Annotated in this window: 23 protein-coding genes; 10 read left to right on the top strand and 13 right to left on the bottom strand. The window is 55.0% G+C overall.

Translation table 11 applies throughout. The features are described from left to right. Positions 1–10 precede the first annotated feature (10 nt). The 5 genes from potA to AYI87_RS07620 all read right to left on the bottom strand — a co-directional run bounded on the left by potA (position 11) and on the right by AYI87_RS07620 (position 5,728). Positions 11–1,147 (bottom strand): polyamine ABC transporter ATP-binding protein, encoded by a 1,137-nt coding sequence (gene potA / locus AYI87_RS07640; RefSeq protein WP_011864779.1) that lies wholly within the window; start codon positions 1,145–1,147, stop codon positions 11–13. A 98-nt stretch (positions 1,148–1,245) separates the two neighbouring features. After that, complete coding sequence (locus AYI87_RS07635) at positions 1,246–2,346, bottom strand: polyamine ABC transporter substrate-binding protein (RefSeq protein ID WP_144200993.1); 1,101 nt, start codon at positions 2,344–2,346, stop codon at positions 1,246–1,248. A 277-nt stretch (positions 2,347–2,623) separates the two neighbouring features. Continuing rightward, positions 2,624–3,973, bottom strand: coding sequence for a glutamine synthetase family protein (locus tag AYI87_RS07630; RefSeq protein WP_144200991.1), 1,350 nt, complete (start codon positions 3,971–3,973; stop codon positions 2,624–2,626). Positions 3,974–3,976: 3 nt separating this feature from the next. Then, a complete protein-coding gene (locus AYI87_RS07625) occupies positions 3,977–4,741 on the bottom strand; it encodes a gamma-glutamyl-gamma-aminobutyrate hydrolase family protein (protein WP_144200989.1) in 765 nt (254 codons plus the stop codon). Positions 4,742–5,179: 438 nt separating this feature from the next. Further along, on the bottom strand, positions 5,180–5,728 hold the full coding sequence (locus AYI87_RS07620) for a cupin domain-containing protein (protein WP_011864775.1): 549 nt from the start codon (positions 5,726–5,728) through the stop codon (positions 5,180–5,182). Between the two features lie 183 nt (positions 5,729–5,911). On the opposite strand from AYI87_RS07620, the gene AYI87_RS07615 reads away from it, so the two are divergent. Continuing rightward, a complete protein-coding gene (locus AYI87_RS07615; RefSeq protein WP_144200988.1) occupies positions 5,912–7,216 on the top strand; it encodes an NAD(P)/FAD-dependent oxidoreductase in 1,305 nt (434 codons plus the stop codon). Positions 7,217–7,279: 63 nt separating this feature from the next. On the opposite strand, the gene AYI87_RS07610 is transcribed toward AYI87_RS07615, so the two are convergent. Continuing rightward, positions 7,280–8,140 carry a sulfurtransferase gene (locus AYI87_RS07610; RefSeq protein ID WP_186300591.1) on the bottom strand — a complete coding sequence of 287 codons (861 nt, stop codon included), beginning with the start codon at positions 8,138–8,140 and terminating at the stop codon, positions 7,280–7,282. Positions 8,141–8,380: 240 nt separating this feature from the next. Next, positions 8,381–9,877, bottom strand: coding sequence for an aldehyde dehydrogenase (locus AYI87_RS07605; protein ID WP_144200984.1), 1,497 nt, complete (start codon positions 9,875–9,877; stop codon positions 8,381–8,383). A gap of 246 nt (positions 9,878–10,123) precedes the next feature. On the opposite strand from AYI87_RS07605, the gene AYI87_RS07600 reads away from it, so the two are divergent. From AYI87_RS07600 to AYI87_RS07585, 4 genes are all read left to right on the top strand, one after another. After that, positions 10,124–11,464, top strand: a complete 1,341-nt coding sequence (locus tag AYI87_RS07600; protein ID WP_144200982.1) for an aspartate aminotransferase family protein — start codon at positions 10,124–10,126, stop codon at positions 11,462–11,464. Positions 11,465–11,514: 50 nt separating this feature from the next. Further along, entirely contained in the window at positions 11,515–13,005 is a 1,491-nt protein-coding gene (locus AYI87_RS07595; RefSeq protein ID WP_144200980.1) for a CoA-acylating methylmalonate-semialdehyde dehydrogenase, read from the top strand. A gap of 55 nt (positions 13,006–13,060) precedes the next feature. Next, positions 13,061–13,426, top strand: coding sequence for a cupin domain-containing protein (locus AYI87_RS07590; RefSeq protein ID WP_011864769.1), 366 nt, complete (start codon positions 13,061–13,063; stop codon positions 13,424–13,426). Between the two features lie 375 nt (positions 13,427–13,801). Next, positions 13,802–14,521, top strand: coding sequence for a TorF family putative porin (locus tag AYI87_RS07585; RefSeq protein ID WP_144200979.1), 720 nt, complete (start codon positions 13,802–13,804; stop codon positions 14,519–14,521). Positions 14,522–14,640: 119 nt separating this feature from the next. Here the strand turns inward: AYI87_RS07585 and AYI87_RS21195 are convergent, their stop codons facing one another. Then, a complete protein-coding gene (locus tag AYI87_RS21195) occupies positions 14,641–14,811 on the bottom strand; it encodes a hypothetical protein (RefSeq protein ID WP_186300584.1) in 171 nt (56 codons plus the stop codon). A gap of 125 nt (positions 14,812–14,936) precedes the next feature. Here AYI87_RS21195 and AYI87_RS07580 point away from each other — a divergent pair, with 125 nt between their 5' ends. Then, complete coding sequence (locus AYI87_RS07580) at positions 14,937–15,281, top strand: DUF3634 family protein (RefSeq protein ID WP_011864766.1); 345 nt, start codon at positions 14,937–14,939, stop codon at positions 15,279–15,281. Positions 15,282–15,341: 60 nt separating this feature from the next. On the opposite strand, the gene AYI87_RS07575 is transcribed toward AYI87_RS07580, so the two are convergent. Next, positions 15,342–15,533 carry a hypothetical protein gene (locus AYI87_RS07575; protein WP_144200977.1) on the bottom strand — a complete coding sequence of 64 codons (192 nt, stop codon included), beginning with the start codon at positions 15,531–15,533 and terminating at the stop codon, positions 15,342–15,344. A gap of 15 nt (positions 15,534–15,548) precedes the next feature. After that, positions 15,549–16,499, bottom strand: coding sequence for a DUF368 domain-containing protein (locus AYI87_RS07570; RefSeq protein WP_144200975.1), 951 nt, complete (start codon positions 16,497–16,499; stop codon positions 15,549–15,551). A gap of 213 nt (positions 16,500–16,712) precedes the next feature. On the opposite strand from AYI87_RS07570, the gene AYI87_RS07565 reads away from it, so the two are divergent. From AYI87_RS07565 to AYI87_RS07555, 3 genes are all read left to right on the top strand, one after another. Continuing rightward, positions 16,713–17,189 (top strand): hotdog fold domain-containing protein, encoded by a 477-nt coding sequence (locus AYI87_RS07565; RefSeq protein WP_144200973.1) that lies wholly within the window; start codon positions 16,713–16,715, stop codon positions 17,187–17,189. Positions 17,190–17,354: 165 nt separating this feature from the next. Beyond that, on the top strand, positions 17,355–17,981 hold the full coding sequence (locus tag AYI87_RS07560) for a DUF1294 domain-containing protein (protein ID WP_186300583.1): 627 nt from the start codon (positions 17,355–17,357) through the stop codon (positions 17,979–17,981). Positions 17,982–18,067: 86 nt separating this feature from the next. Beyond that, entirely contained in the window at positions 18,068–18,541 is a 474-nt protein-coding gene (locus AYI87_RS07555) for an FKBP-type peptidyl-prolyl cis-trans isomerase (protein ID WP_144200969.1), read from the top strand. 213 nt (positions 18,542–18,754) lie between these two features. Here the strand turns inward: AYI87_RS07555 and AYI87_RS07550 are convergent, their stop codons facing one another. The 3 genes from AYI87_RS07550 to AYI87_RS07540 form a co-directional block, all read right to left on the bottom strand. Beyond that, on the bottom strand, positions 18,755–20,008 hold the full coding sequence (locus tag AYI87_RS07550) for a M24 family metallopeptidase (protein WP_144200967.1): 1,254 nt from the start codon (positions 20,006–20,008) through the stop codon (positions 18,755–18,757). Positions 20,009–20,319: 311 nt separating this feature from the next. Next, the gene (locus AYI87_RS07545; protein ID WP_144200965.1) at positions 20,320–21,099 is read right to left on the bottom strand and encodes an ROK family protein; all 780 of its coding nucleotides are present in this window, start codon (positions 21,097–21,099) and stop codon (positions 20,320–20,322) included. Between the two features lie 158 nt (positions 21,100–21,257). Beyond that, complete coding sequence (locus AYI87_RS07540; protein WP_186300582.1) at positions 21,258–22,454, bottom strand: MFS transporter; 1,197 nt, start codon at positions 22,452–22,454, stop codon at positions 21,258–21,260. A gap of 537 nt (positions 22,455–22,991) precedes the next feature. Here AYI87_RS07540 and AYI87_RS07535 point away from each other — a divergent pair. Then, positions 22,992–24,779, top strand: coding sequence for an aminopeptidase P family protein (locus AYI87_RS07535; protein WP_144200961.1), 1,788 nt, complete (start codon positions 22,992–22,994; stop codon positions 24,777–24,779). Positions 24,780–24,798: the final 19 nt, after the last annotated feature.

Genomic DNA, 24,798 nt, shown 5'->3' with positions numbered 1-24,798 from the left:
AACGCCCCCGTTAAGATCTCAGTACAACGGCACTGGTCGCTTCCCAACTGACGAAGACATCCTCTTCCCAGGTGGGCGAGTCGGCGCGGCGGTCACTGTTGGTCATCACAGATTGAATGAGCTGTCCATTACACAGGCGAATGTAGTAAACCGAGATGCCGCCCAGATAGGCGATATCTTCCACCTTACCGGCGCACCAGTTGCGCGCATCCTCTGGCTGCTCGCGGCTGATATGGGTCTTCTCGGGACGAATCGCCACCCACACCTGGGTAGTATCCACACTGGTCGACACCCCGTAACCCACGTAGAAGGGCTGAGGAATGTTGGCCACATTGATCACCACGTGGTCCACCTCATCCTCGACAATGTCGCCCTCGAACAGGTTAACGCTGCCGATAAACTCTGCCACCATGCGGTTAGCCGGGCTCTCGTAGATATCCATTGGCGAACCGGTTTGGGCGATCCAGCCATCGTTCATGATGGCGATACGCTCGGCCATGGTCATGGCCTCTTCCTGGTCATGGGTTACCATCACACAGGTCACCCCAACCGCCTCGAGAATGTCCACCACCTCGAGCTGCATCTGAGTACGGAGTTTCTTATCCAGCGCCCCCATGGGCTCGTCGAGTAGCAAAAGCTTTGGACGCTTGGCCAGCGAACGGGCCAGGGCCACACGTTGGCGCTGACCGCCTGAGAGTTGGTTCGGCTTGCGCTTGGCGTAAGGCTCCATGTGAACCAGCTTGAGCATCTCTTTCACCCGCTGCTCAATCTCGGCCTTGGGCATCTTGTCCTGCTTGAGGCCGAAGGCGATATTCTGCGCCACCGTCATGTGTGGAAACAGGGCGTAAGATTGGAACATCATATTAATAGGACGCTCATAGGGCGGCATGTCGGTAATGTCTTGCCCATCGAGATAGATGCGTCCCTCAGTCGGCTTCTCAAAGCCGGCCAGCATGCGAAGCAGCGTCGATTTCCCCGAACCTGAACCGCCAAGCAGTGCAAAAATTTCCCCACGATTAATATTTAGCGAGACGTCGTCCACTGCACGAACATCGTCAAATAGCTTGCTGACTCTCTCTATCTTCAGCAACACCTCTCCTTGCGTCTTTGTTGTCGGTTTGTTGGTGACGCCCGAATTGCTAGCCATAATACTTCTCCACAAAAAGCACCGCTAAGGCACCTACTGCAATAGTTAAGATGATCTAAGAAATTGAGGGCAAGCGAACTTGCCCTCGGGTGTAGGCATTACATGCCAGATTTGACTTTGGTCCATACGCGAGTCATGGCGCGCTGGGCCTTCATCGGACGTACATCGGCCACATACAGGCGTGACAGCACTTCAGGGGTTGGATAGATAGCCGCATCGTTACGGATCTCTTCTTCCACCAGCTCCTGGGCCGGCACGTTAGGGTTAGCGTACGCCACATAGTTGGTGATAGGGGCAATCACCTCTGGACGTAGCAGGTAGTTGATAAAGGTGTGAGCGTTCTTCACGTTCTTGGCATCGGCAGGGATTGCCAACATATCGAACCAAAGGTTAGAGCCCTCTTTCGGGATGGCATAGCCGATCACCTGACCATTCTCAGCCTCTTCGGCGCGCGCGGCGGCCTGGAAGACGTCACCCGAATAACCGAATGCCACACAGATGTCGCCATTGGCCAGATCGGTAATGTAACGTGATGAGTGGAAATAGGTCACGAAGGGACGGATCTTCGCCATCACCTCGCCCGCCTTGGCGTAGTCTTCACTCTTAGTGCTGTTAGGATCCAGCCCCAGGTAGATCATCGCCATCGGCAGCATCTCGTCGGCGCTGTCCAGCAGCGAGAAGCCACACTTAGCAATCTTCTCGGCATACTTAGGATTGAAAATCAGCTCTAAAGAGTCGACCGGCGCATCTTCACCCAATACCTGCTTCACCTTGGCCTCGTTGTATCCGATACCTGTAGTGCCCCACAGATACGGCACCGCGTGCTCGTTACGCGGGTCTGCGGTTTCAAGCTGCTTCATCAGCTCAGGATTAAGGTTCTTGTGGTTGGTCAGCTGTGACTGATCCAACTTCTGGAAGGCGCCCGCCTTGATCTGCTTAGCCAGGAAGTTGTTTGACGGCACCACGATATCATAGCCTGAACGACCCGATAGCAGCTTGGCCTCGACCACTTCGTTGCTATCGAACACATCGTAGATCACCTTGATGCCCGTCTCTTTCTCGAAATTAGCCAAGGTATCTTCGGCAATATAATCAGACCAGTTATAGACCCTAACCACCTCTTCAGCACTGGCGACAGAGCTTGCAAATACTCCGGCGGTGACCAGAGCGAGTGTTGTCATTTTCTTTAAAAGCTTCATGCTATCTCCTTGTTAGCTTGCCAGTAGTCTGATGATTACTGCCATTGCATTGCCGCTTGTGACGGCTTTCATTGTTATTATTGCCAATGCTACAGCTTACAACTGCATCGAACCTGTTTAACATTCATCGCTAGTGTAAAATCGAATAATTTCACCATCAATATGAATTTATATCTAATTACACCGGTTAGTTACCCATGACTCAACCAGGGGGTTAATTCCCCGGCAATCTTGCTTCATATTGTCGCCAGCCCTGCCCCAAACTGGTGCAGAGTGGCTAAACGGTCAACAGCAGGAACTCACGTTCCCATGAGCTGATCACCCGGCGGAAGTTTTCCAGATCCGCCTGCTTCACCGCGATATAACCTGTGGTGAAGGTATCACCCAGATATTCCCTCACCGCCGAACTTTCCGACATCACCGCCAGCGCCTCTTCTAGAGTCAGCGGCAGGCTGATCCCCTGACGATTCTCGTTGGCGCGTCCCTGTACCGGCGTCGATGGCTTCACATCTTCCACCATGCCCATGTAACCACACAACAGCGTGGCGGCGATGGCCAGGTAGCTGTTGGCATCGGCACCGGCAATACGGTTCTCGATACGACGGTTCTGGGGTGACGACTCGGGGATCCGCAGACCACAGGTGCGGTTCTCATCGCCCCACTCCAGATTCACCGGCGCAGAAGTGCCCGGCAGGAATCGTCTGAAGGAGTTGACGTTCGGGGCCATCAGAGGTAACAACTCGGGAATATACTTCTGCAGGCCGCCTATGTAGCACAGGAACTTAGCACTTTTCGTGCCGTCCTCATTGGTAAAGATGTTCTTGCCCGTCTTGATATCCACCACACTCTGGTGAATATGCATGGCACTGCCCGGCTCGTCGGTGACTGGCTTAGCCATAAAGGTGGCGCAAACGTCATGCTTGAGGGCCGCCTCACGCAGGGTACGCTTAAACACAAACACCTGATCCGCCAGCGACAGGGCATCACCATGGCTGAAGTTGATCTCCATCTGGGCCGTGCCCTCTTCGTGGATCAAGGTATCGATATCCAGTCCCTGGGCCTCGCACCAGTCATACATATCTTCGAACAGCGGGTCATACTCGTTGGCGGCGTCGATAGAAAACGACTGACGGCCCGATTCCTTGCGGCCACTGCGGCCCACTGGTGGAATCAATGGCATATCAGGATCTGAGTTTCTATGGGTCAGATAGAACTCCATCTCGGGAGCAATTACCGGCTTCCAGCCCTTATCTTCATAGAGCTTGAGCACCTTCTTGAGCAGGTTACGAGGCGACAACTCTATCGGGTTACCCATCTTATCGAAGGTGTCGTGGATCACCTGGGCGGTAGCTTCGACCGTCCAGGGCAACATGAATACTGCATTTTCATCGGGCACACAGACGAAGTCGATATCCGCCTTGTCCAGCAGGCTGTCATACAGGTCGTCATCCACATAGTCGCCGGTCACGGTCTGCAGCAACACACTCTCGGGCATACGCATCCCCTTCTCGTCGATAAACTTATCGACCGGTGCTATCTTGCCACGGGCGATACCCGTCATATCGCTGATGACACACTCGACCTCGGTGATCTTATTGGCTTTCAAATAATCGATTAACTTCTTCATGCTTCACTGTCTCTTTCGTTGAGCTGCTCTGGCTTGGCAGGCTTGACTAAAGGCGCTAAAAATCGAGCGGTAGAAAGGGTTCTCTAATACCTTCCATTCGGGGTGGAACTGCACCCCCAGCGCAAAATTTTTCGCATCTTTGACCGAAAACGCCTCGATTAATCCATCGGGGGCATAGGCTTCTGGCCGCAATCCAACACCCAAACGGTCAACACCTTGAGTGTGCACAGAGTTCACCTCTGCCAAATTGCGGCCCCAAGCCTCGTGGAGCAATCCCCCCGGTTCTATCTTCAACGGATGAGACAGGCCATATTGCACCTCGACGTCTGCCGTCTTGTCTTCTCGGTGTTCAATATAATCGCCAACTTCATGCAATTTCTGATGCAGGCTGCCGCCATACACCACATTCATCTCCTGAAATCCCCGGCAGATGGCCAGCACAGGCACGCCGGCGTCAATCGCCGCCTTCAGCAGTGGCAGATTGGTCGCGTCGCGCTTGGGATCGTGTAGGGTATCTGGGTCACTCGCCACACCGTCGTAGTGGTGGGGCTCGATATTGGAGGGCGAACCGGTGAACAGCAGGCCATCTAGTCTGGGCAATATCGTCTCGGCCGGGCAATGGCCAAGCGCGGGGATCACCAAGGGCCAGCCTTGGGTGGCATCGGCAATACCCAGCAGGTATTTCTCGCCAACGATATTGAATGGGTGCAGGCCTATCTGTTGATTACAGGCCGTGACACCGATAACAGCAAGTCCTTCATCGGACATAGTTCACCTTTAGCTTTGTTGCGTCTTCTTATAGTTATAGCAATGAACAGACTTCAATCAATGTTCATTTTTTCACACACTACACTGAAATAATGAACGAGGCAATAGGCCGCTGAAAACAAAATATACAATAGAATAACAATTAGAATAAAACCCAATTAAAACAACATTAAAAGGCAATTAAAATTAATGTAAAGCCAAAAATAGGCGAAAATAAGCTCACGGCTTTTGTGAACCAGCTCCCACAGAAAAGTCCGCTTAAGATTTTGACTCGGCGGCCTTAATGGACAAAATTATTTACAAAAAGACGCAGGAGTGACTCAGCCTCACGGCATGAAAAAAGCTCACACGCGGCGGCGCAGGCACTGTCACAGGAGTTTTAGTAAAGCGGAAGGGGTTTGGCGGCCGGGCGACGCCCAGCCTAACAGGAATGCTTAGTTAGAAGTTTGCCGGTGTGGTGGCGCTGACGATACGACACGGCTTGTCGAAGGGGTTGCGGAATCTGTGGGGCAGCTCGCTGTTGAAGTAGTAGCTGTCGCCCTCGCTCAGCACATAGACCTCATCGCCTATGGTGATCTCCAGCTGACCCTCGATCACCATGGCCGCCTCTTCACCCTCGTGCTGCAGCATCTCTTCACCGGTATCCGACCCAGGTGGATAGACCTCGTTCATCACAGACATGGCGCGGTTGGGGTAGTCTCTGCCGATCAACTTGTAGTCCAGGTTACCATCGCCGATATCCAGCAGCTCGCCGGAGCGGTAGACCACCTTCTGCTCGGTAGGCATGCTCTCCTCGATAGAGAAGAAATCCACCAGTGACATAGGCAAACCCGACAACACTTTCTTCAGGGAACTCACCGAAGGACTGACGCTGTTCTTCTCGATCATGGAGATGGTGCTGTTGGTCACGCCGGCACGCTTGGCCAACTCGCGTTGCGATAACCCTTTCATTTTACGAACAGCTTTGAGATTTGCGCCTATATCCAAAAAACATCTCCTATCCAACAAGACTCAGGAAGAAACAATTTTCCATACTAGTTTGTATCAAACTAAAAAGCATGTTAAATATAATCAACAGGTGTGAATTATAACCAACTCAAGGGTCAAAAGTATACTTACTCTGGCCAATTTAGTCGAATAACAAGAATAAAACCCTCACTCGGAGCCCAAATGACCACCAAGCGCCCTGTCCACAGTGACCAATATCCCGACTCTTTCTATCATGCCACCGCCAATGCCCTGGAAGCACTGCCGCAACTCACAGAGCGGATCAGCGCCGATGTCTGCATCGTCGGCGGCGGTTTCAGCGGCATCAACACCGCCATCGAGTTGGCCGAGAGAGGCTTCGAGGTGGTATTGCTGGAGGCGAAACGGATCGGCTGGGGCGCGTCGGGCCGTAACGGCGGCGAGCTGATCCGCGGCATAGGCCATAATGTCGAACAGTTTCGCAACGAGATAGGCTCAGAAGGCGTCGCGGCCATCGAGCAGATGGGCTTCGAGGCGGTTGAGATAGTGCGTAACCGCGTCGCCAAGCACAATATCGACTGTAACCTGCAGATGGGCTACTGCGATCTCGCCACCAAGCCCAGACACATGAAGGAACTCGCCGCCGACTATCAGGAGATGCTCCACCAGGGACGCGAGGGCTTTAAGCTGCTGGAGAAGCACCAGCTTGGCGAGGTGATCGGCTCAGATCTCTACTGCGGCGCCCTGGTCGACATGAACAGCGGCCATCTGCATCCCCTCAATCTGGCACTGGGCGAGGCCAAGGTGGCCCGCAGCCTGGGGGTCAAGATGTTCGAATACAGCGCCGCCACCAAAATCGTCAAGGGCGAGCGCCCCTGCGTACATACGGAGCATGGCCGCGTCGACTGCCGCTATCTGGTACTCGCCGGTAACGCCTATATCGGCCATGAACTCAACGGCTACATAGGTGGTAAGGTGCTGCCCGCCGGCAGTTATTTGCTGGCCACCGAGCCTTTGTCCCAGGAGATGTGCGATGAGATTATCCCACAAAACATGGCCTTCGCCGACATGCGTATCGATCTCGACTATTTCCACCTCTCCCAAGACAATCGCCTACTGTTTGGCGGCCTGTGCACCTATTCGGGTAAAGATCCCAAAGATATCGACGCGGCGCTGCGCCCCAACCTGGAGAAGGTGTTCCCCCAGCTCAAGGGGGTGAAGATAGAATATGAATGGGGCGGCATGATAGGCATAGGTGCCAACCGCCTGCCGCAAATTGGCCGTCTGCCGGACTGCCCCAACATCCTCTACGCCCAGGCCTATGCCGGCCACGGTGTCAATGCCACCCATATGGCGGCCAGGCTTATCGGCGAAGCCTTGACGGCTCAGGCCGAAAGGTTCGATATTTTCGACAGGGTACAACACATGACCTTCCCTGGCGGGCCGAGATTCCGCTCCCCCATGTTGGCGGCGGGCATGCTGTATCACAGGCTGAAAGACCTGTTTTAGCCTAAAGCCTAAAATAGTCAGCATAAAAAAAGGTGCCCTAGGCACCTTTTCTGTTAGTAACGACTACGCCCCTTGCTCAATAGGCAAATCGGCATTGCTGCCCCAGTCGGCCCAGGAGCCATCATAGAGCACCGCCTTGTCATGTCCCGAGGCCACAGAGGCTAAGATCAGGATACAGGCGGTAATGCCTGAGCCGCAGCTGAAGATCCGCTCTGCTTCCTGCTCACCCACCTGCTCTCCCACTAGCTGCTCAAACATGGCCTGCAGGTCCTCGACCCGCTTCATCCGATGTTCGCGCAGCAGCTCGCCAAAAGGCAGATTTACCGAGCCGGGAATATGACCGCTGCGCACGCCGGGTCTGGGCTCACTGACCTCGCCGGCAAAACGCCCTGGAGCGCGCGCATCTAGGACAACACTATCGCCTCCCAGGGAGTCGAGCACATAGTTAGCGTCACAGATAAGCTCTGGCTGGAAATCTGCTACATAGGGTACAGACTCTTCATCTATTACCGTGGGCTGATAGCTCTCGCTGGTCATGCGCTCCTCGCTGAGCCACTGCGGCAGGCCACCGTCAAGCACATAGACATTCTCGTGGCCCATCAGCTTAAACATCCACCAGGCGCGCGGCGCGCTGTAGATCCCCTGATTATCGTAGATCACCACCAGGCTGTCTCTGTCTATGCCTAGGGCCGTAGCCCCTTGCTCAAACTGCTCAGGGGTCGGCATGGCGTGGAGCTGCGATGAAGTGGTATCACAAAATACCTGTTCGATATCAAACTTTTGTGACCGGGGAATACAGACAAACTCATCATAGAGTATGGGTTCCTTGCCCACCACACTCTGCATACTGGCGTCGAGCAACACCAGATTCCCCTCAAACAGATTCGCCTCAAGCCAGGCGGTGGTAACTAACGGGTATTCCAATTCCATAGTGACTCCCAATGTGGGGGCTAATCAGCATCTGCCCGCCCCTCTTATCAATAGTATGACGCTTATCTGTAAAGACAATATACGATGGGAGGGGCCAAGGACAAGTGACTTATTTTAACCCTGCTAACAAACTGGCATAAAAAAAGCCCTTTATAGCTAAAGGGCTGTGATTAAAGCGTTTTGTATAAGCGGGTTTCTTGCCGCTAAGACAGGGACTTTCCCAGAAAGGCTTTCCTAGAGCGCGATCCAGGTCGCCTTGATCTCGGTATATTTGTCGAAGGCATGCAGTGACTTGTCGCGGCCGTTACCCGACTGCTTATAGCCACCAAAGGGCGCCGTCATGTCGCCACCGTCATAGTGGTTGATCCACACCATGCCACTACGCAGCGCCTTGGCCGTCTTGTGGGCCTTGCTGATATCAGAGGTCCAGACACCGGCCGCCAGGCCGTAGATGGTATCGTTACCGATACGAATCGCCTCCTCCATGCCATCGAAGGTGATCACCGACAGCACAGGGCCAAAGATCTCCTCCTTGGCGATGGTCATCTCATTCTTCACGTTGGCAAAGATGGTCGGTGCCACATAGACACCGCCGGTCTCGGCCAGCACCTGCTGACCACCTTGACGCAGCTGCGCCCCTTCGGCCACCCCGGCGCGAATATATCGCAGCACATTCTCCAGCTGCTGCTGGTCCACCACGGCGCCACAGGTAGTGGCAGGATCCAGCGGGTGTCCCGGCTGCCAGGCCTGCATCTCGGCTTCGATAAGGTTAATGAGTTCTTCCTTCACCCCCGACTCCACCAGCAGACGCGAGCCCGCGGTGCAGACCTCACCCTGATTGAAGGCGATGGCCGAGGCCGCGGCAATCGCCGCCTCTTTAAGGTTCGGCGCGTCGTTGAAGACGATGTTCGGGCTCTTACCCCCCGCCTCCAGCCAGACACGCTTCATGTTGGATTCGCCGGCATAGATCATCAGCTGCTTGGCAATCTTGGTCGAGCCGGTAAACACCAGGGTATCGACATCCATGTGCAGCGCCAGCGCCTTACCCACGGTATGGCCGAATCCTGGCAGCACGTTAAGCACCCCCTTAGGGATCCCCGCCTCTATCGCCAGCTGCGCCATGCGAATGGCAGTCAGCGGTGACTTCTCCGAGGGCTTTAACACCACGCTGTTGCCTGTGGCCAGCGCAGGGCCCAGTTTCCAGCAGGCCATCAAGAGCGGGAAGTTCCAGGGCACGATAGCCGCCACCACACCCACCGGCTCGCGGGTGATCATGCCGATCTCGTTGTGGGCCGTTGGGGCAATTTCGTCGTAAATCTTGTCTACCGCCTCGCCCGACCAGCGTATGGCGCGAGCCGCGCCCGCCACATCGACGGCGCCGGAATAACGGATAGGCTTACCCATATCCAAGGTTTCCAGCAGGGCCAGCTCGTCCCTGTTTGCCTCGAGCAGATCGGCGAAGCGAATCATCACCTGCTTGCGTTTTACCGGCGGCAGCTGTGACCAGTCACCGCGCTCAAACACCTCGCGGGCATTGGCAACGGCGCGGTTGGCATCCACCAGATCGCAACTGGCCACCTGGGTCAGCACCCTGCCATCGATAGGGCTGATACAGTCGAAGGTGTCATTCGAATCGGCGGCGCAGTATTCGCCATTGATAAATGCCTGACCCTGAATCACCAGGTTGTCCGCCATCTCTTGCCATTGTTCGCGATTTTGTGGAGTACTCATTCTGACCTCTTAACGGGTGATAATTGCTCTAGCGTCAATGCTAATGCACGTCCACGCCCTCTCTGGCGCGACTGTGCCTGCCCTAGATTACGCTCAACCCTCAATCAATTTCAATATTTTTTACAAAAAGTTATTTTTTGCTATAAATAATGAACAAAAAGCTTTCATGTTCATTATTTCTGACATAGCATAGCGAATATCAACCACTCAATAAAACAACAATTACACAGAACCAGGGTAGATGATATGGAAGATTTTAATAAAGCTGACCAGGTAGCAACAGGCACGCTGGAACACTATTGGATGCCCTTTACCGCCAATAGACAGTTTAAACAAAGTCCCCGCCTCCTCGCACAGGCAGAGGGGATGTACTACAAGGATGTAAACGGCCGTCCCGTACTCGACGGCACTGCCGGTCTCTGGTGCTGTAATGCCGGACACGGTCGCAAGGCGATCTCCGAGGCGGTCAGCAAACAGATCCACGAGATGGACTATGCACCCTCGTTCCAGATGGGCCACCCACTGGCCTTCGAGCTGGCCGAGCGTCTCGCCGCCATCGCTCCCAAAGGGATCAACAAGGTATTTTTCACCAACTCTGGCTCTGAGTCGGTCGACACGGCGCTGAAGATCGCCCTCAACTACCACAGGGCCCGTGGTGAGGCGACCCGTACCCGTTTCATCGGTCGTGAGCTGGGCTACCATGGCGTCGGCTTCGGCGGTATCTCGGTCGGTGGCATAGGCGGTAACCGCCGCACCTTCAGCCAGCAGCTACTGCAGGGAGTCGATCACCTGCCCCACACCTTGGATATCCAGCAAAACGCCTTCTGTAAGGGCTTGCCGGAAACCGGCGCGGAGAAGGCCGAGGTGCTGGAGCAGCTCGTTACCCTACATGGCGCCGAGAATATCGCCGCGGTGATCGTCGAGCCCATGTCGGGTTCGGCCGGGGTCATACTACCGCCTCAGGGCTATCTCAAGCGTCTGAGAGAGATCACCCGCAAGTACGGCATCCTATTGATCTTCGATGAGGTGATCACCGGCTTTGGCCGTGTGGGCGACGCCTTCGCCAGCCAGCGTTGGGGCGTGACACCGGATATGATCACCACAGCCAAGGCGCTCAACAACGGCACCATCCCCATGGGCGCCGTGTTGATCGACGATGCCATCTATGATGCCAGCATGGATGCCCCAGAGGGCGCCATCGAGCTCTACCATGGCTACACCTATTCGGGCCATCCGGTAGCCGCAGCTGCCGCCATCGCCACCTTAGATATCTATCAGGAAGAGCAGTTGTTCAAGCGCACCAAGTCGCTGGAAGGCTACTTCGAAAAGGCTGTCCACAGCCTCAAGGGGCTGCCGAACCTTATCGACATTCGTAACACAGGCCTGGTAGCCGGTATCCAGTTTAGCCCGAGCGATAAAGGCATAGGCAAGCGTGGCTTCGGCATCTTCGAGACCTGTTTCAAGAACGGCACCCTGGTCAGGGCAACGGCCGACACCATTGCCCTATCGCCGCCACTGATCGTCGACGAGGCTCAGATAGATCAGATGGTCAACACCCTAAGCGATGCCATCACCACAGTTGGCTAACCCAGAATAACCAAGACACATTAGAGATTTTTGCAGGGAAATAACGCGCTATGCAGCAGATAAACCACTACATCAACGGCCAGCACACACAGCCCAGCGCCCGCAGCGCCGCCGTCTTCGAACCCGCCACCGGCGAGCACAAGGCCAACGTCTCCCTGGCCAGCGCGCTCGAGGTGGATGCGGCCATCGAACTGGCCAAGAAGGCCCACGGCCCCTGGTCTGAGATGACCCCCCTTAACCGCGCACGCATTCTGTTTAAGTTTAAGGCACTGGTCGAAGCCAACATGGACGAGCTGGCCGCCATGATCACCCGCGAACACGGCAAGGTGCTCGACGATGCTAAGGGCGAGATCATCCGTGGCCTAGAGGTGGTGGAGTTTGCCTGCGGCATCTCCCATCTGCTCAAGGGCGAGCACACAGAGCAGGTCGGTGGCGGCGTTGATGCCTGGACACTCAACCAATCCCTGGGCGTAGTAGCCGGCATCGCCCCCTTTAACTTTCCTGTGATGGTGCCAATGTGGATGTTCCCCATCGCCATCGCTGCGGGCAATACCTTTATCATGAAACCGTCGGAGAAGGATCCGACCTCTGTGATGCGCATGGCTGAACTCCTCACCGAAGCAGGTCTGCCAGACGGCGTATTTAACGTGGTCAACGGCGACAAGGAAGCGGTCGACACCTTGCTGACCCACAAGGACATTCAGGCGGTGAGCTTCGTCGGCTCCACGCCGATCGCCGAGTATATCTACCAGACGGCGGCGGCCCACGGCAAACGTGTACAGGCGTTAGGTGGCGCAAAGAACCACATGCTGTTGATGCCAGATGCGGACCTCGACCAGGCGGTCAGCGCCCTGATGGGCGCCGCCTATGGCAGCGCTGGCGAGCGTTGCATGGCGATCTCTGTAGTGCTGGCCGTCGGCGATGTGGGTGATGCCTTGGTAGAGAAACTGCTGCCACAGATCCAGGCGCTCAAGGTCGGTAACGGCCTGGAAGGCGAGATGGAGATGGGACCGCTGATCTCGGCGCAGCATCTCGCGAAAGTGCGCGGCTATGTGGACACAGGCGTGAGCGAGGGGGCGACCCTGCTGGCCGATGGCCGTCAACTCACGGTCGCCGATCACGAGCAGGGCTACTTCCTCGGTGGCTGCCTGTTTGACCATGTCACCCCAGAGATGACCATCTACAAGGAAGAGATCTTCGGCCCTGTGCTGGCCATCGTCCGAGTGAAGGATTATGCCGAGGCGCTGACCCTGATCAATGAGCACGAGTTTGGGAACGGCACCGCCATCTTTACCCAGAGCGGCGAGGCGGCGAGACACTTCTGCCACCATGTGCAGGTTGGCATGGTTGGGGTCAATGTGCCCATCCCAGTGCCTATGGCCTTCCATAGCTTCGGCGGCTGGAAACGCTCCCTCTTCGGCCCGCTGCACATGCATGGCCCAGACGGCGTGCGCTTCTACACCAAGCGTAAGGCGATCACCGCCCGCTGGCCCAAGGGCAAGGGTAGTCAGGCTGAATTTGTCATGCCGACCATGAAATAAACTAAGCTTAAGGCGCCTCGCTGCGCCTTAAGTCTATCTGTAAATTGGAGCAGAAATGACACAGACTATTGATGCCATCATCAACTTTGGCCAGCATAAGGTTAAGACGGAACACTATGAGGTGGCACCGGAAAAGGTATTAAGCGGGGAGCCTAAGCAGCAACTGGAGAACCATTACTCCAGCCCCTGCGATCAATTTCACGCCGGGATCTGGCAGGGCCAGGTCGGCAGTTGGAAGGTCAACTACAGCGAACATGAATACTGCGAGATCCTATCAGGCAGCAGCGAGATCATTGATGAAGCAGGCAACAGCCTGACGGTCAGCAAGGGCGATCGCTTCGTCATCCCCGCCGGTTTTAAGGGCGTATGGCGAGTGCTGCAGGAGTGTCGCAAGATTTACGTCGTATTTGAGCAAAAATAATTAGGGCCTGTTGAACTTTGCTATTTATTTTTGCAGCAGTTTGTAGGTGATTTATACAAGGCAGAGCCTGTGCCGTGTAGTGTTCTACACAAACGGGCGATAACGCTGTAAAAATAGCCTACAAACGCTGCCCAACGGGTTCATCTAAACGCGCCTTGCCCAGTGTTGCATGCTATTTACATAGAATTACTATGCTACACAGCACGCGCCTTGAGCAAAACGCGTTTAGATTGAACAAAAATTAAACTTGAAAGATCAACAGGCCCTAAAATCATTGCCATGTAGTCTCAGCTAACTAGCTGTTGTTTGGCTTAATCTGATCCGGATAGCTCGCTACCCGGATCGGTGTCAACCAAGTGAAATGGAGAAACCACCGTGTATAAAAAATTTAATAAGAAACGGATAGCCCAGCTAGCTGGCTTAACCTTGGCAACCGCGCTAATCACACCTTTGGCACAGGCTGAAGTCTCGGGAGAAATTGGCGTCACCAACGATTACCGCTTCCGCGGTATCTCACAAACCGCAGGCGACTTTGCCGTTCAAGCCAGCATAGATTACAGCATGGAAAGTGGTTTCTTCATCGGTGCCTGGGGCAGTAATGTCGATGATGAAAGTTATGATGCCGATGTCGAAGTCGACTTCTATGCCGGTTACGCCGGTGCCTTCGGCGAAGACGACGCGGTGGAATATGACTTCACCCTGACCTACTACACCTATCCGGGACAGGATGAGAGCACTAAGTATCTCGAGGCCTCACTGGGCTTCTACTTTGCCGACTTCCACTTCGCCCAGTGGTACACCAACGACTACGCCAACGCCGATGTGTCTCTGCACTACAGCGAGCTGAACTACTCCTACGAGTTTATCGAGAACTGGAGCATAGATGCTCACGTGGGCTACAGCTATGGCGACGGGGCAGACCTAGACTGGGGTGAGAACTATGTCGATTACTCCATCGGCGTCTCCACCGAGATCGGCGGTGTCGGCCTGTCGCTGGCCTGGTTAGACACTAACCTGAGCAGCGACAACGAGATCAAGGACGGTCCATGGAAAAACGAAGGCACCATTCTGGCCACCGCCAGCTACGCCTTCTAACCCCCAGCCCTCCCCAACCAAGTGATTGTAAAAAAAACCGCCTTCATTGGCGGTTTTTTATTAGGGGTATATTTACGAGTTTAAGGACAATCTACTCCTAAACTCGACAATATCTAGCATTACAGCTTCAGGCTCTCCCCCCGGCGGACTCGCTCGCCTAGGGCGCGCCAGTAATTCACCAACTCCTGATGCGCCTGCGCGCGTTCGGGAAAGGTTTGCGATAACCCTTGTAGAATATTGGCTTGCTGATGACAAAGTTTTTCCCAGCGGCGGGCATTAGACAGGTGCATAGTGTTTTCCTTAACGTATTAAACTCCTTCGAAGAGTATAGCCAGTTTATTAAAAATTTGATCTAAGCCGCTAGGAAAAACCCTTAGCCGGGAGTATCTTCAAACTATAACGCTAAGGAGTGACTATGACTGAAACCCTATTGAAAATCGCCTTTATCCTGGTGGGCCTCTTTCTGATCTACAAGCTAATCTTCTCAGGCAAACGTGGCTTAAGCCTTTTTGAGATGCATTTTAAAGATGGCCGTCTCATCTCCCACAAGGGCAAGATCCCGGAGAAGTTTCAGCGGGAATGTAAAGCCATCGCCAAGAGTGAGAAACTGACCTGTGTGGTACGCGCCGAGAAGAGCGGCAGCGTCAGGCTGCATGTGTCGGCCAACGTCAGCGATGCCATCATACAGCGCATCCGCAACCAATTTCCGTTCGAATACTACGACAAGAAAACCGTCGATAATTCGCGTCAGGCAGGCTAGGCCCGCTCTAAGCTAAACCTAACCTAAGCTAAACCTAGCCTAAGCAGAGGCCGCCACAGATTACGGATTCAGGTACTGATCCAGGCGGCCATCTTCCTTGGCATCGTCTATGATGCGTTGATTATCCTGTGACATGGGGTCTTTGACCTCCAGCGGATCCCCTTGGGGCTCAGACTCAGCCGTCACACTCATGTTTATCCCGGTCGAACAGGCGCTCAAACCGAGCGCCACCAGCAGTATCCACTTATTCATCTTTCGCCCCCACACCTAGTTTTTAGCGATGTTCTTACTTTTAGTGCTAGCAGCATTGTCGCCAGCAAAATATTCCAGTGCCCATACCAGAGTGATACCCGCCAACATGGCGCAGATGGCCAACCCAAGCTGCGCTGGTTGCCCGGTCAGTTGCTCAAAATTCATGGGCGATAGGTTCTGTTCCAGCAGAGGCACCTGCTCGCCTGCCGAGTTTTCACGCCAGGTGAGCACCTGCTTCCAGGGCCAGATCTTACCTAGGGTGCCGAGCATCAAACCGGTGAGGAAGATCAGCGTCGCATCATGGTATTTACGCAGCAGCGCCGACAGCAGATGACTGAATGAGAGCAAGCCCGCCACGCAGCCGCTGGCGAAGGTCAGTAGCACGGGGATATCCAGGCTCTTGGCGGCGCCCAGCACTGAGGTGTAGAGGCCGAGTAGCAGCAGGATGAAACTGCCAGAGATCCCCGGCAGCAACATGGCGCAGATGGCGATACTGCCGCCGATGAAGACATTCAGATAGGTCATCTGCATATCGATAGGATGCAGCACAGTGATCCCCCAGGCAAATGCCACGCCCAGGGCAAACAGCGCCAGGCGTCCCACAGAGAAGCCCTTCACCTGCTTGAGCATATGCACCACAGAGATGATGATGAGGCCGAAGAAGAAGGACCACACGGGGATCGGCTGACTATGCAGCAGATAGGTGATCAGCTTGGCCAGGGTAAAGATGCTGGTGAGGATACCGCCGAACACGGCGATCAGGAAGGGACCGTTGATATGCATAAAGGCAGCCTTCAGCCCCTGCTGGCGGATCACGCCGATGAGGCTGGGGTTAACCTTACGTATGCTGTTGAGCAGGGGGTCGAGGATCCCCGTGATGAAGGCAATGGTGCCCCCGGAAACGCCGGGCACCACATCGGCGGCCCCCATGGCCATCCCTTTGAAATAAGTCAGCAGATATTTCACTCAAGATCCTTAAGTTAATGATTTTCTTTAAGCCAAAAGCCTTAGCGCTCGATTATACGCGCCCGGCGCAGCCAAAGGAAAATGAAGTTTGGTTTAGGCGGCCAAATCACGGCGCTATTGTTAACCACTTGTTATTCGGCTAGTCTAACAACTCATCTGACCAGACAAGCTTTTTCTTAAAACAGACAAAGCATTTTAATGACGAGTAAGCCAATGAATAACAAACCGACAAGAGTGATGGCCCTCTACCACCGCCTGACCAAGTGGCCACTAGGCCATAAGTTTTTCTCCCTCATAGTGTCACGCATGGCGCCCTACTTCGCCACCGTTAAGCCCCTGGTTACAGAGCTGAGACCCAACTACTGCCAGGTACTGGTGCGAAAACGTAAGGCGGTGCAGAACCACATAGGCACAGTGCACGTCATCGCCATCTGTAATGGTCTGGAGATGGCCATGGGCACCATGGCCGAGGCGTCAATTCCCGCCCACCTGCGCTGGATCCCCAAGGGTATGAGCGTCGACTATACCGCCAAGGCCGGCAGCGACATCCGCTGCATCGCCGAAGTCACGCCCGAGCAGTGGGTCGAGGGTGACATGCTGGTCAAGGTTACTGCCCTGGATGAGAACGATGTGGTGGTGGTCAAGGGCCACATCAAGCTGTGGATCTCCCTCAAGCCACCCAAGAAATAAGCTCAATTCTTTAAGGCCGCAGTAAGACCAAAGCACGACCAAAGTGCAGACAAAGTGCAGACAAAGTAGGGCCTAAATGCGGCCTTAAGTATTTGTATCGACCCTGATGTGCATTGCTCAAACAATGCAGTAAGATGCTGGCTTTACTCGATGCAAGGAACTCGCATGAGCAGCAAAATTTTTACCGGCACCTTAAGCCAATGGCACGACGACAAGGGATATGGCTTTATCAAGCCTAATGGCTCAGGAGCCGAAGTATTTGTCCACATCAGCAGCTTCAAAGGCCATGTGCCACAGAAGGGGCAGGCCCTCAAATATCACCTTAGTCAGGACAAGCAAGGTCGTCCCTGCGCCGAACTTATCCTTTCAAAGGCAAGGCGGACATCGAACAAGCACTCCTCTTCCCCCCTCGGCATAAAGTTTGCCCTGCGCCTGCTACTCACCATGGCCTTGTTTATAGGCCTCTTTTTCGCTGCCCTGATGCAACGACTCCCAATGGCAAGTCTGCTCTATTTCGCCATCTTGAGTCTCATCACCTATATGGCCTATGCCGTGGATAAAAGCGCCGCCCAGAAAGGTAACTGGCGCGTACAGGAAAGCAGTTTACATCTACTCTCTCTGCTCGGGGGATGGCCAGGGGCCATGTTGGGCCAGCAGCACCTGAGACACAAGTCCAGTAAGCGTGCTTTTCGCGTTGTGCTCTGGCTAACCATGATCATCAACCTCACCCTGTTAGGCGCTCTACTCTCTCCTAAAGGGCAAGCCCTGCTGACACAGCTAGGGGTTAACTAGCCTATTGATCCAGATGAGCCCTCCTCGTTTACCCACAGGGCACAATTGGCTATGATGAAGGCCGCACTTTTATAGGAAAATCAAAGATGAGAATGATATTAGCAGTCGTGGTGATCGCCGGCGTCTTGTTTTATTTCTTTACCAGCATGAGCAACCAGAAGGCGGCTAAGGAAAATATCGCCAAGGGCGAAGCTTTTCTAGCCCAGAACAAGGCTGAAGACGGGGTTATCGAGACCGCTTCGGGGCTCCAGTACAAGGTTTTAGCAAAGGGTGACGGCAGCGTCCATCCCAAGGCCAGCGATACCGTAACCGTGCACTACCATGGCACGCTGATCGACGGCACAGTGTTTGACAGCTCGGTCGAGCGCGGCGAGCCTATCGCCTTCCCGCTTAATCGCGTCATCAAGGGCTGGACCGAGGGGGTACAGCTGATGGTCGAAGGGGAAAAGACCCGCTTCTTTATTCCCAGCAGCCTGGCCTATGGCAATCGCAGCGCCGGCAAGATCCCCGGCGGCTCAGTGCTTATCTTCGATGTTGAGTTGATTAGCATAGATAGGTAGAAACAGTGACTTACGACATGAAAAACGCGCCCTAAGGCGCGTTTTTTGTATCATACCAATCACGGTAAGTAAGTGATCGGAGATAGCGCAGCAAAAACGTTCGATAACAAGGCGTAATTCTTTGATAAGTAGTTATTCTACAATCAAAAATAGTAACGGAGTTATCGAACGTTTTAACAAGCTAGCATGCTCAGTTATTTACTAGGATTGGTATTAATACCCGAAGGGATTATCGATAGAGTGAGCCGGCTGGGTAAACCACTTAGGACCACTCTGTGTCATATAGAAGTGATCCTCGTGGCGCACCCCAAACTCACCCGGCACACACAGCATGGGCTCGTTACTAAAGCACATGCCAGGGGCCAGCGGCGTATGGTCATTCAGCACCAAGTAAGGCCACTCATGGATATCCAGGCCAATGCCATGCCCCGTCCTGTGGGGCAGACCCGGCAGGTCATAACCTGGGCCGAAACCCGCCTGCTCGAGTACGTCGCGGGCGGCGCGATCTACGCTTGAACAAGGAGCCCCCACCTTAGCGGCCTCGAAGGCGGCTAGCTGAGCATCCTGCTCCAGTTGCCACAGCTGACGCTGACGCTCGCTCGGCGTGCCGTAGACATAGGTGCGGGTAATATCTGAGTTATAGCCGTGCAGCTGACAGCCGGTGTCGATCAGCACGGTATCGTTAAGCTCGAGCGCCTTAGGCGACTTGACCCCATGGGGATAGGCCGAGTCTTCACCGAAGAGCACGATACAGAAATAGGAGCCCGCGGGGGCGCCTACGGCTTTATGGGCCTGGTGAATAAAGCTCTCCACCTCGCCGACTGTGATCCCTTGATGCAAGATGCGTGCGGCGGCCTTGTGCACCTCAAGGGTCATATCCTTGGCGCGCTGCAACAGGGCTAGCTCTGTCTCAGACTTGATCATGCGACAGGCGGCGGTAACCGTCTTACCGTTAACGAATTCAAATGCAGGCGCCAGTTGACGCACGCCATCGAAGATGAAAAACGCCGCCGACTCATCCATCGCCAGCTTGCCTTGGCTTATGCCAAGTTCACCGAGTCGCTGAACGAACAGACCATAGGGACTCTCATCCTCATGCCAGCAGTTTACCCGCCCCTCGATCACCATGTAACCCTTAAGTGTATCGAGTTCGAACGCGGGAGCGATATATTCCAGCTCACCCTCCGCCGGCAATATGGCCCCCACCATACGCTCACTGGCGTACCAGCGCGTGCCAGTAAAGTAGTAGAGGTTAGTACCGGCGTTGAGATAGATGGCCGCAATGCCCTGCTGACGCATCAGCTGCTGTGCCTTGTCGATACGCGCCCTGTACTCCTGCGCCGAGATCCCTTCGACCCCTTGGGTCATATCAGACAGCTTGGCCAGCTCCTGCTCGGGCGTCGAGCCGCCAACGCCTACAGTCGTGATTAAACCAGTGCCAATTAAGCCCGTGGTATTTACACTCATAGTTAACACCTTTGACGGCAGTCGCGGGGCCAACCCGCAACCACCATGGAAAAGAAGAATGACAGGCAGCCTTTTTAGCATAATGTATACAAAAAAGCAGTAGCTAACAGAAAGAAAAATCTTCAAGGTAGGCAGGTAAGCAACGCCTAGGGAGGGATTACTCAAAGGGGAACTGCAATCGTTTCGACAAACCTAAAAGCAGAATAAAGACTAAATCGAATTAGTGCCTTCTGATTTTGCTCGCAATGCTTTTACTCGTAATGTTTTTACTTCTGTTGGCTTTAGGAGCTATGACTTTATGAGCTAGGACTTCACTCGGCGTGCTGGGCCAGCAATACCTTGAGGCCGCGGCACACCAGAGTCTCCATATCATCGACCCGAGCGATGTTCACATCCCCCAGCGGCGCCGTCAGCGCCAGTTGTCTCAGGGACTCGACACAGCCCTTGTAATAGTCCGGCTGATTCATCATAGGGCCAGCAAGCCAGATACGATTAGGGTTCAGCAGGTTGATGGCCCAGGCGATCCCCATCCCCAGGTAACTACCGGCGCGGTAGAGTTCCTGCGGACTCTTGAGGCCGCGAATGCGAATCGACTCGCCACTGGCCAGCTGCTCCAGACTGTACTCGCCCCCTTCACTCATCACCCGGCAATGGCCCAGCTCGCCGGCTACGCCGCCTGCACCAAGAAACGGCTCGCCCTTAATGGCGATCGCCATGCCTATGCCGGCGCCGCTCATCAGCAGCAATTCGCAGGCATTTTTGGGGTCACAGACCGCCAGCATGCCGGCATCGATATCGTTGTGGAGCAGGCTAAAGCGGGCCTGAGTCTTGAGCTTGGCCAGCGACAGGCCGTTGAGCTTGGGTGCCACCTTGCAAGCGATCAAGGTATCTTGCTTCACCAGTCCGGGCACCGCCACCCCTAAGGCATAGTCACTCAGGCCGTAGTCGGCTTCGATGTCGGCGATGTGATGGTTGAGATCAGTCAGGGTAAAGTGCTCGCCGGTGGCGATTTTATATTGCTCGGTGCGCCCCTGAGTCTCAATTTCGAACAGGGCGGTAGTCGCGCCAATATCTATGGTCAGGGATTGCATAACGAGCTCCGTAGCCGACTAGCTCATCACGGCGAGAGCCTCTCGGCGCGATGAGTAGAAGAGTTGTGTATCGCTAAATTTTATCACAAAAACCATCAACTAAGGCTATATAAAATGCGACTAACACCTTGCTTTGATTGAATTTCCATCAAGAGCTATCAGGTTTCATCTATTTTCTGCTCATTTGTCAGCCTAAGGGGCACCCGCCCCCAGGCCATCAAGAGTAGATGAATGGCCAGCAGCGGGATACAGGTGAGCAGCATCACCTCCCAGCCTAACCAGTGCAGCACCCAGCCGGCGCTTAAGGAGGCTAGGGCCTGGGAGCCGAAGACGAAGGCATCGTTAAAGGCCTGAACCTTAAAGCGTTCTTCACTGTGGTAATAACGCGGCAACAAGACGGTTCCGGCCACAAACAGCAGGTTCCAGCCGACGCCGAGCAGCACCAGAGCCACCCAGTAATTCAACAGCTCCCGCCCGAGCAAGGCAACCGTGATGGTCACACCATAGGCTGCTAGGCCCACCAGCATCATGCGGCTGGTGCCGAACTTGGCCACCAGATAGCCGCTAAACAGCGATGGGAAATACATGGCGATGATGTGACTCTGGATCACCCACTTGGTATCGGCCAGGGAATAGTGCTCCATGTGATGCATATGCAGGGGCGTGGCGGTCATGATGAAGCTCATCATGCCATAGCCTATGGTCGCGGCGCCGATGGCGGTCCAGATAGAAGGCTGCAACAAGATGTTCCCAAGGGGACGCACGGCCTGATGGGATGACTCATGGGCCGGTTTGTCCTGGCGATTTTCCTGATAGAAACAGAGCACCAGCCCCGCCATCAGACAGACGCAGATCAGAAACAGGAAGGCGCCCACATGAGGCGTGGCAAACAGGTTTTCACCCAGCACCGCAAGTTCTGGCCCCATGATGGCGGCCACCAGACCACCGACCAAGACCCGGGAGGCCGCCTTGGCACTATCGAGCGCTGCCACCGACTCCATGGCCGCGAAGCGGTATTGCTGCACTATCGCCCCGGCAGAGCCCAAGAGCAAGCCACTGAGACAGAAAGGCACAAATAGCTGTGCCTGGGTGGCGAAGGCCGCCAGGAGCCCCCCGCTTGCCCCCAAGCCACTGCCCAGCAGAAAGATCTTCTTGCGGCCGAAGCGACGCATCAAACGACTAACAGGCACCACAGAGATGGCCCTGCCGATTACCATGATGGCAATCGGCAGGGTGGCCAGCACCGGGGTTGGCGCTAATTCGGCGCCAATCAGGCCGCCGAGCAACATCATCATGGGGGTGGCACTCATGGCAAAGGCCTGAGCCAGGGTTAATACCCATACATTTCTTGGCATAAAGGTAGGATCTACTGATCTTCTGCGTTCATTTTGCAGCATTCTGTATCGATTTAATGCAAGCCATAAGGCTTGCAATCTAGTGCGCTAGATGAATAAGCGATAACCCAGTAGAAATATGATACAGACGCTGCCCATAGGCTTCATCTTGAAAACAAAATTTGTGCTCAAAAGGTCAACAGCCCCTAATCACAAATTGTTCACTTATAAGCAAAATACTGACTCACGACAAACTTTACCAGCCTAGAACGCAGATATTGGCGGATATCACGCTGAATCTCTGCCTCTCTGGGCTATCAGATTCAATGTCCACTGCCCCCCGATTCAATAACCACTGCACATCCGACGGCTCACGCCAGACTTTACGCCGTCCTTGATACGCTTTTTCGCGCCTCCCTTCCAACTCACCCGCTGAGCTGCGATAATCGGCGGCAACTCAGCCAATATCTCACCTCTGGAGATAAGGCCAAGCCTATTCGCTCAAGCCCAGAAGGCCACGCTTAGATGGCCCCGCAATTGGGTACTAAAGGAGACTTCATGACATCTGTAACCGCACAACGTCTGGACGCCATAAGAGGCGACATGCTCAGCCAAACCCTCGATGCCTTCATCGTGCCCCGGGCCGACGAATATCTGGGCGAGTATGTCCCCGAGCGTAACGAAAGACTCCACTGGCTCACCGGCTTTACCGGTTCGGCAGGCATGGCCATAGTGCTCAAAGAGCGCGCCGCCATCTTCATCGATGGCCGTTACACGGTTCAGGTCAAGCAGCAGGTAGACAGTGCTCAGTTCGATTATCAGAGTCTCACCGACACACCACAGATTCCTTGGCTCATCGCCCAGCTTAACGAAGGCGCTCGCATCGGCTATGACCCACGCCTGCATACCCTGAGCTGGCAACAACAGGCCGAGGCCCAGTGTCAGCGCGCCGGTATAGAGCTGATTGCGATGACAGACAACCCTATCGATCGCCACTGGCAAGAGCGCCCCGCCGCCTCCAGCGCCCCAATCACCCTCTTTAGTGAGCAGAGCGCCGGCGTCAGCAGCGCCGTGAAACGTGAGCAGATAGGTAAGGCCGTGGCGGCAGCCGGTGCCGATGTGGCGCTCATCAGCGCACTGGACTCCTTCTGCTGGCTGCTGAACATTCGCGGCAACGACGTACCTCGTCTGCCCGTGGTCTTAGGCACGGCCCTGCTGTATAAGAATGGCGAGATGACACTCTTTACCGATCTCGCCAAGCTACCAGAGGGGATCCAGGCCCATGTGGGCGCTGGCGTCAACTTCATGGCCGAAACCGAACTCGAAGGCGTGTTATCTAAGTTCGATGGCGTCAAGCTACTGGCCGACCCAGACAGCGCCAACGCCTGGATGCAGCTAACGGCAAAGCAAGCCGGTGCCAGGCTGATCGCCGGGCAAGATCCGGTTGCCCTGCCCAAGGCGCAGAAGAATCCGGCCGAACTCGCCGGCCTTAGCGCCTGTCATATTCGCGACGGCGTGGCCGTGAGCCGTTTCCTCGCCTGGCTCGACGCCGAAGTGGCCGCCCAGCGTCTCTATGACGAAGGCACCCTGGCCGACAAGCTTGAGAGCTTCCGCCTGGAAGATCCCCAGTATCGCGAGCCGAGCTTCGATACCATCTCGGCCGCCGGTGCTAACGCCGCCATGTGCCACTACAACCACAACAACGGCACCCCAGCCATGATGACCATGGACAGCATCTACCTGGTGGACTCGGGCGCTCAGTATCTGGATGGCACCACAGACGTTACCCGCACCATCGCCATCGGCGAGGTCACCGACGAGCAGCGTAAGATGGTCACCCTGGTATTGAAGGGCCATATCGCCCTGGATCAGGCCAGATTCCCTAAGGGCACAACGGGCCAACAGCTCGACGGCTTCGCCCGTCAATACCTGTGGCAGCATGGCTTCGATTATGACCACGGCACGGGCCACGGCGTGGGCCACTTCCTCAGCGTCCATGAGGGACCGCAGCGCATCGCCAAGAACAGCAATGCCGTCGCCCTGCTGCCAGGCATGGTGGTGTCGAACGAGCCGGGCTACTACCGCGCCGATGCCTTTGGTATTCGTATCGAAAATCTCATCACAGTGCAGGCCTGCGAGGCCCTGGCCGGCGCCGAGCGTGAGATGTATGAGTTCCATGCCCTCACCCTGATCCCGATCGACACACGTCTTATCGATAAGCAGCTGCTGAATGACGCCGAGATCAACTGGCTCAATGGCTACCATCAGAGAGTCAGAGAGACCCTGAGCCCGCTGATGCTGGGCGCTGAGCTCGACTGGCTACTCAAGGCGACCGAGGCCATATAAAGCAAAGGTTATATAGGAC

The organism is Shewanella sp. KCT (assembly GCF_007636505.1).
GTDB lineage: Bacteria > Pseudomonadota > Gammaproteobacteria > Enterobacterales > Shewanellaceae > Shewanella > Shewanella halotolerans.
Note: the sequence above shows the minus strand (reverse complement) of the source record. Positions and strands in the feature narration are given on the sequence as shown.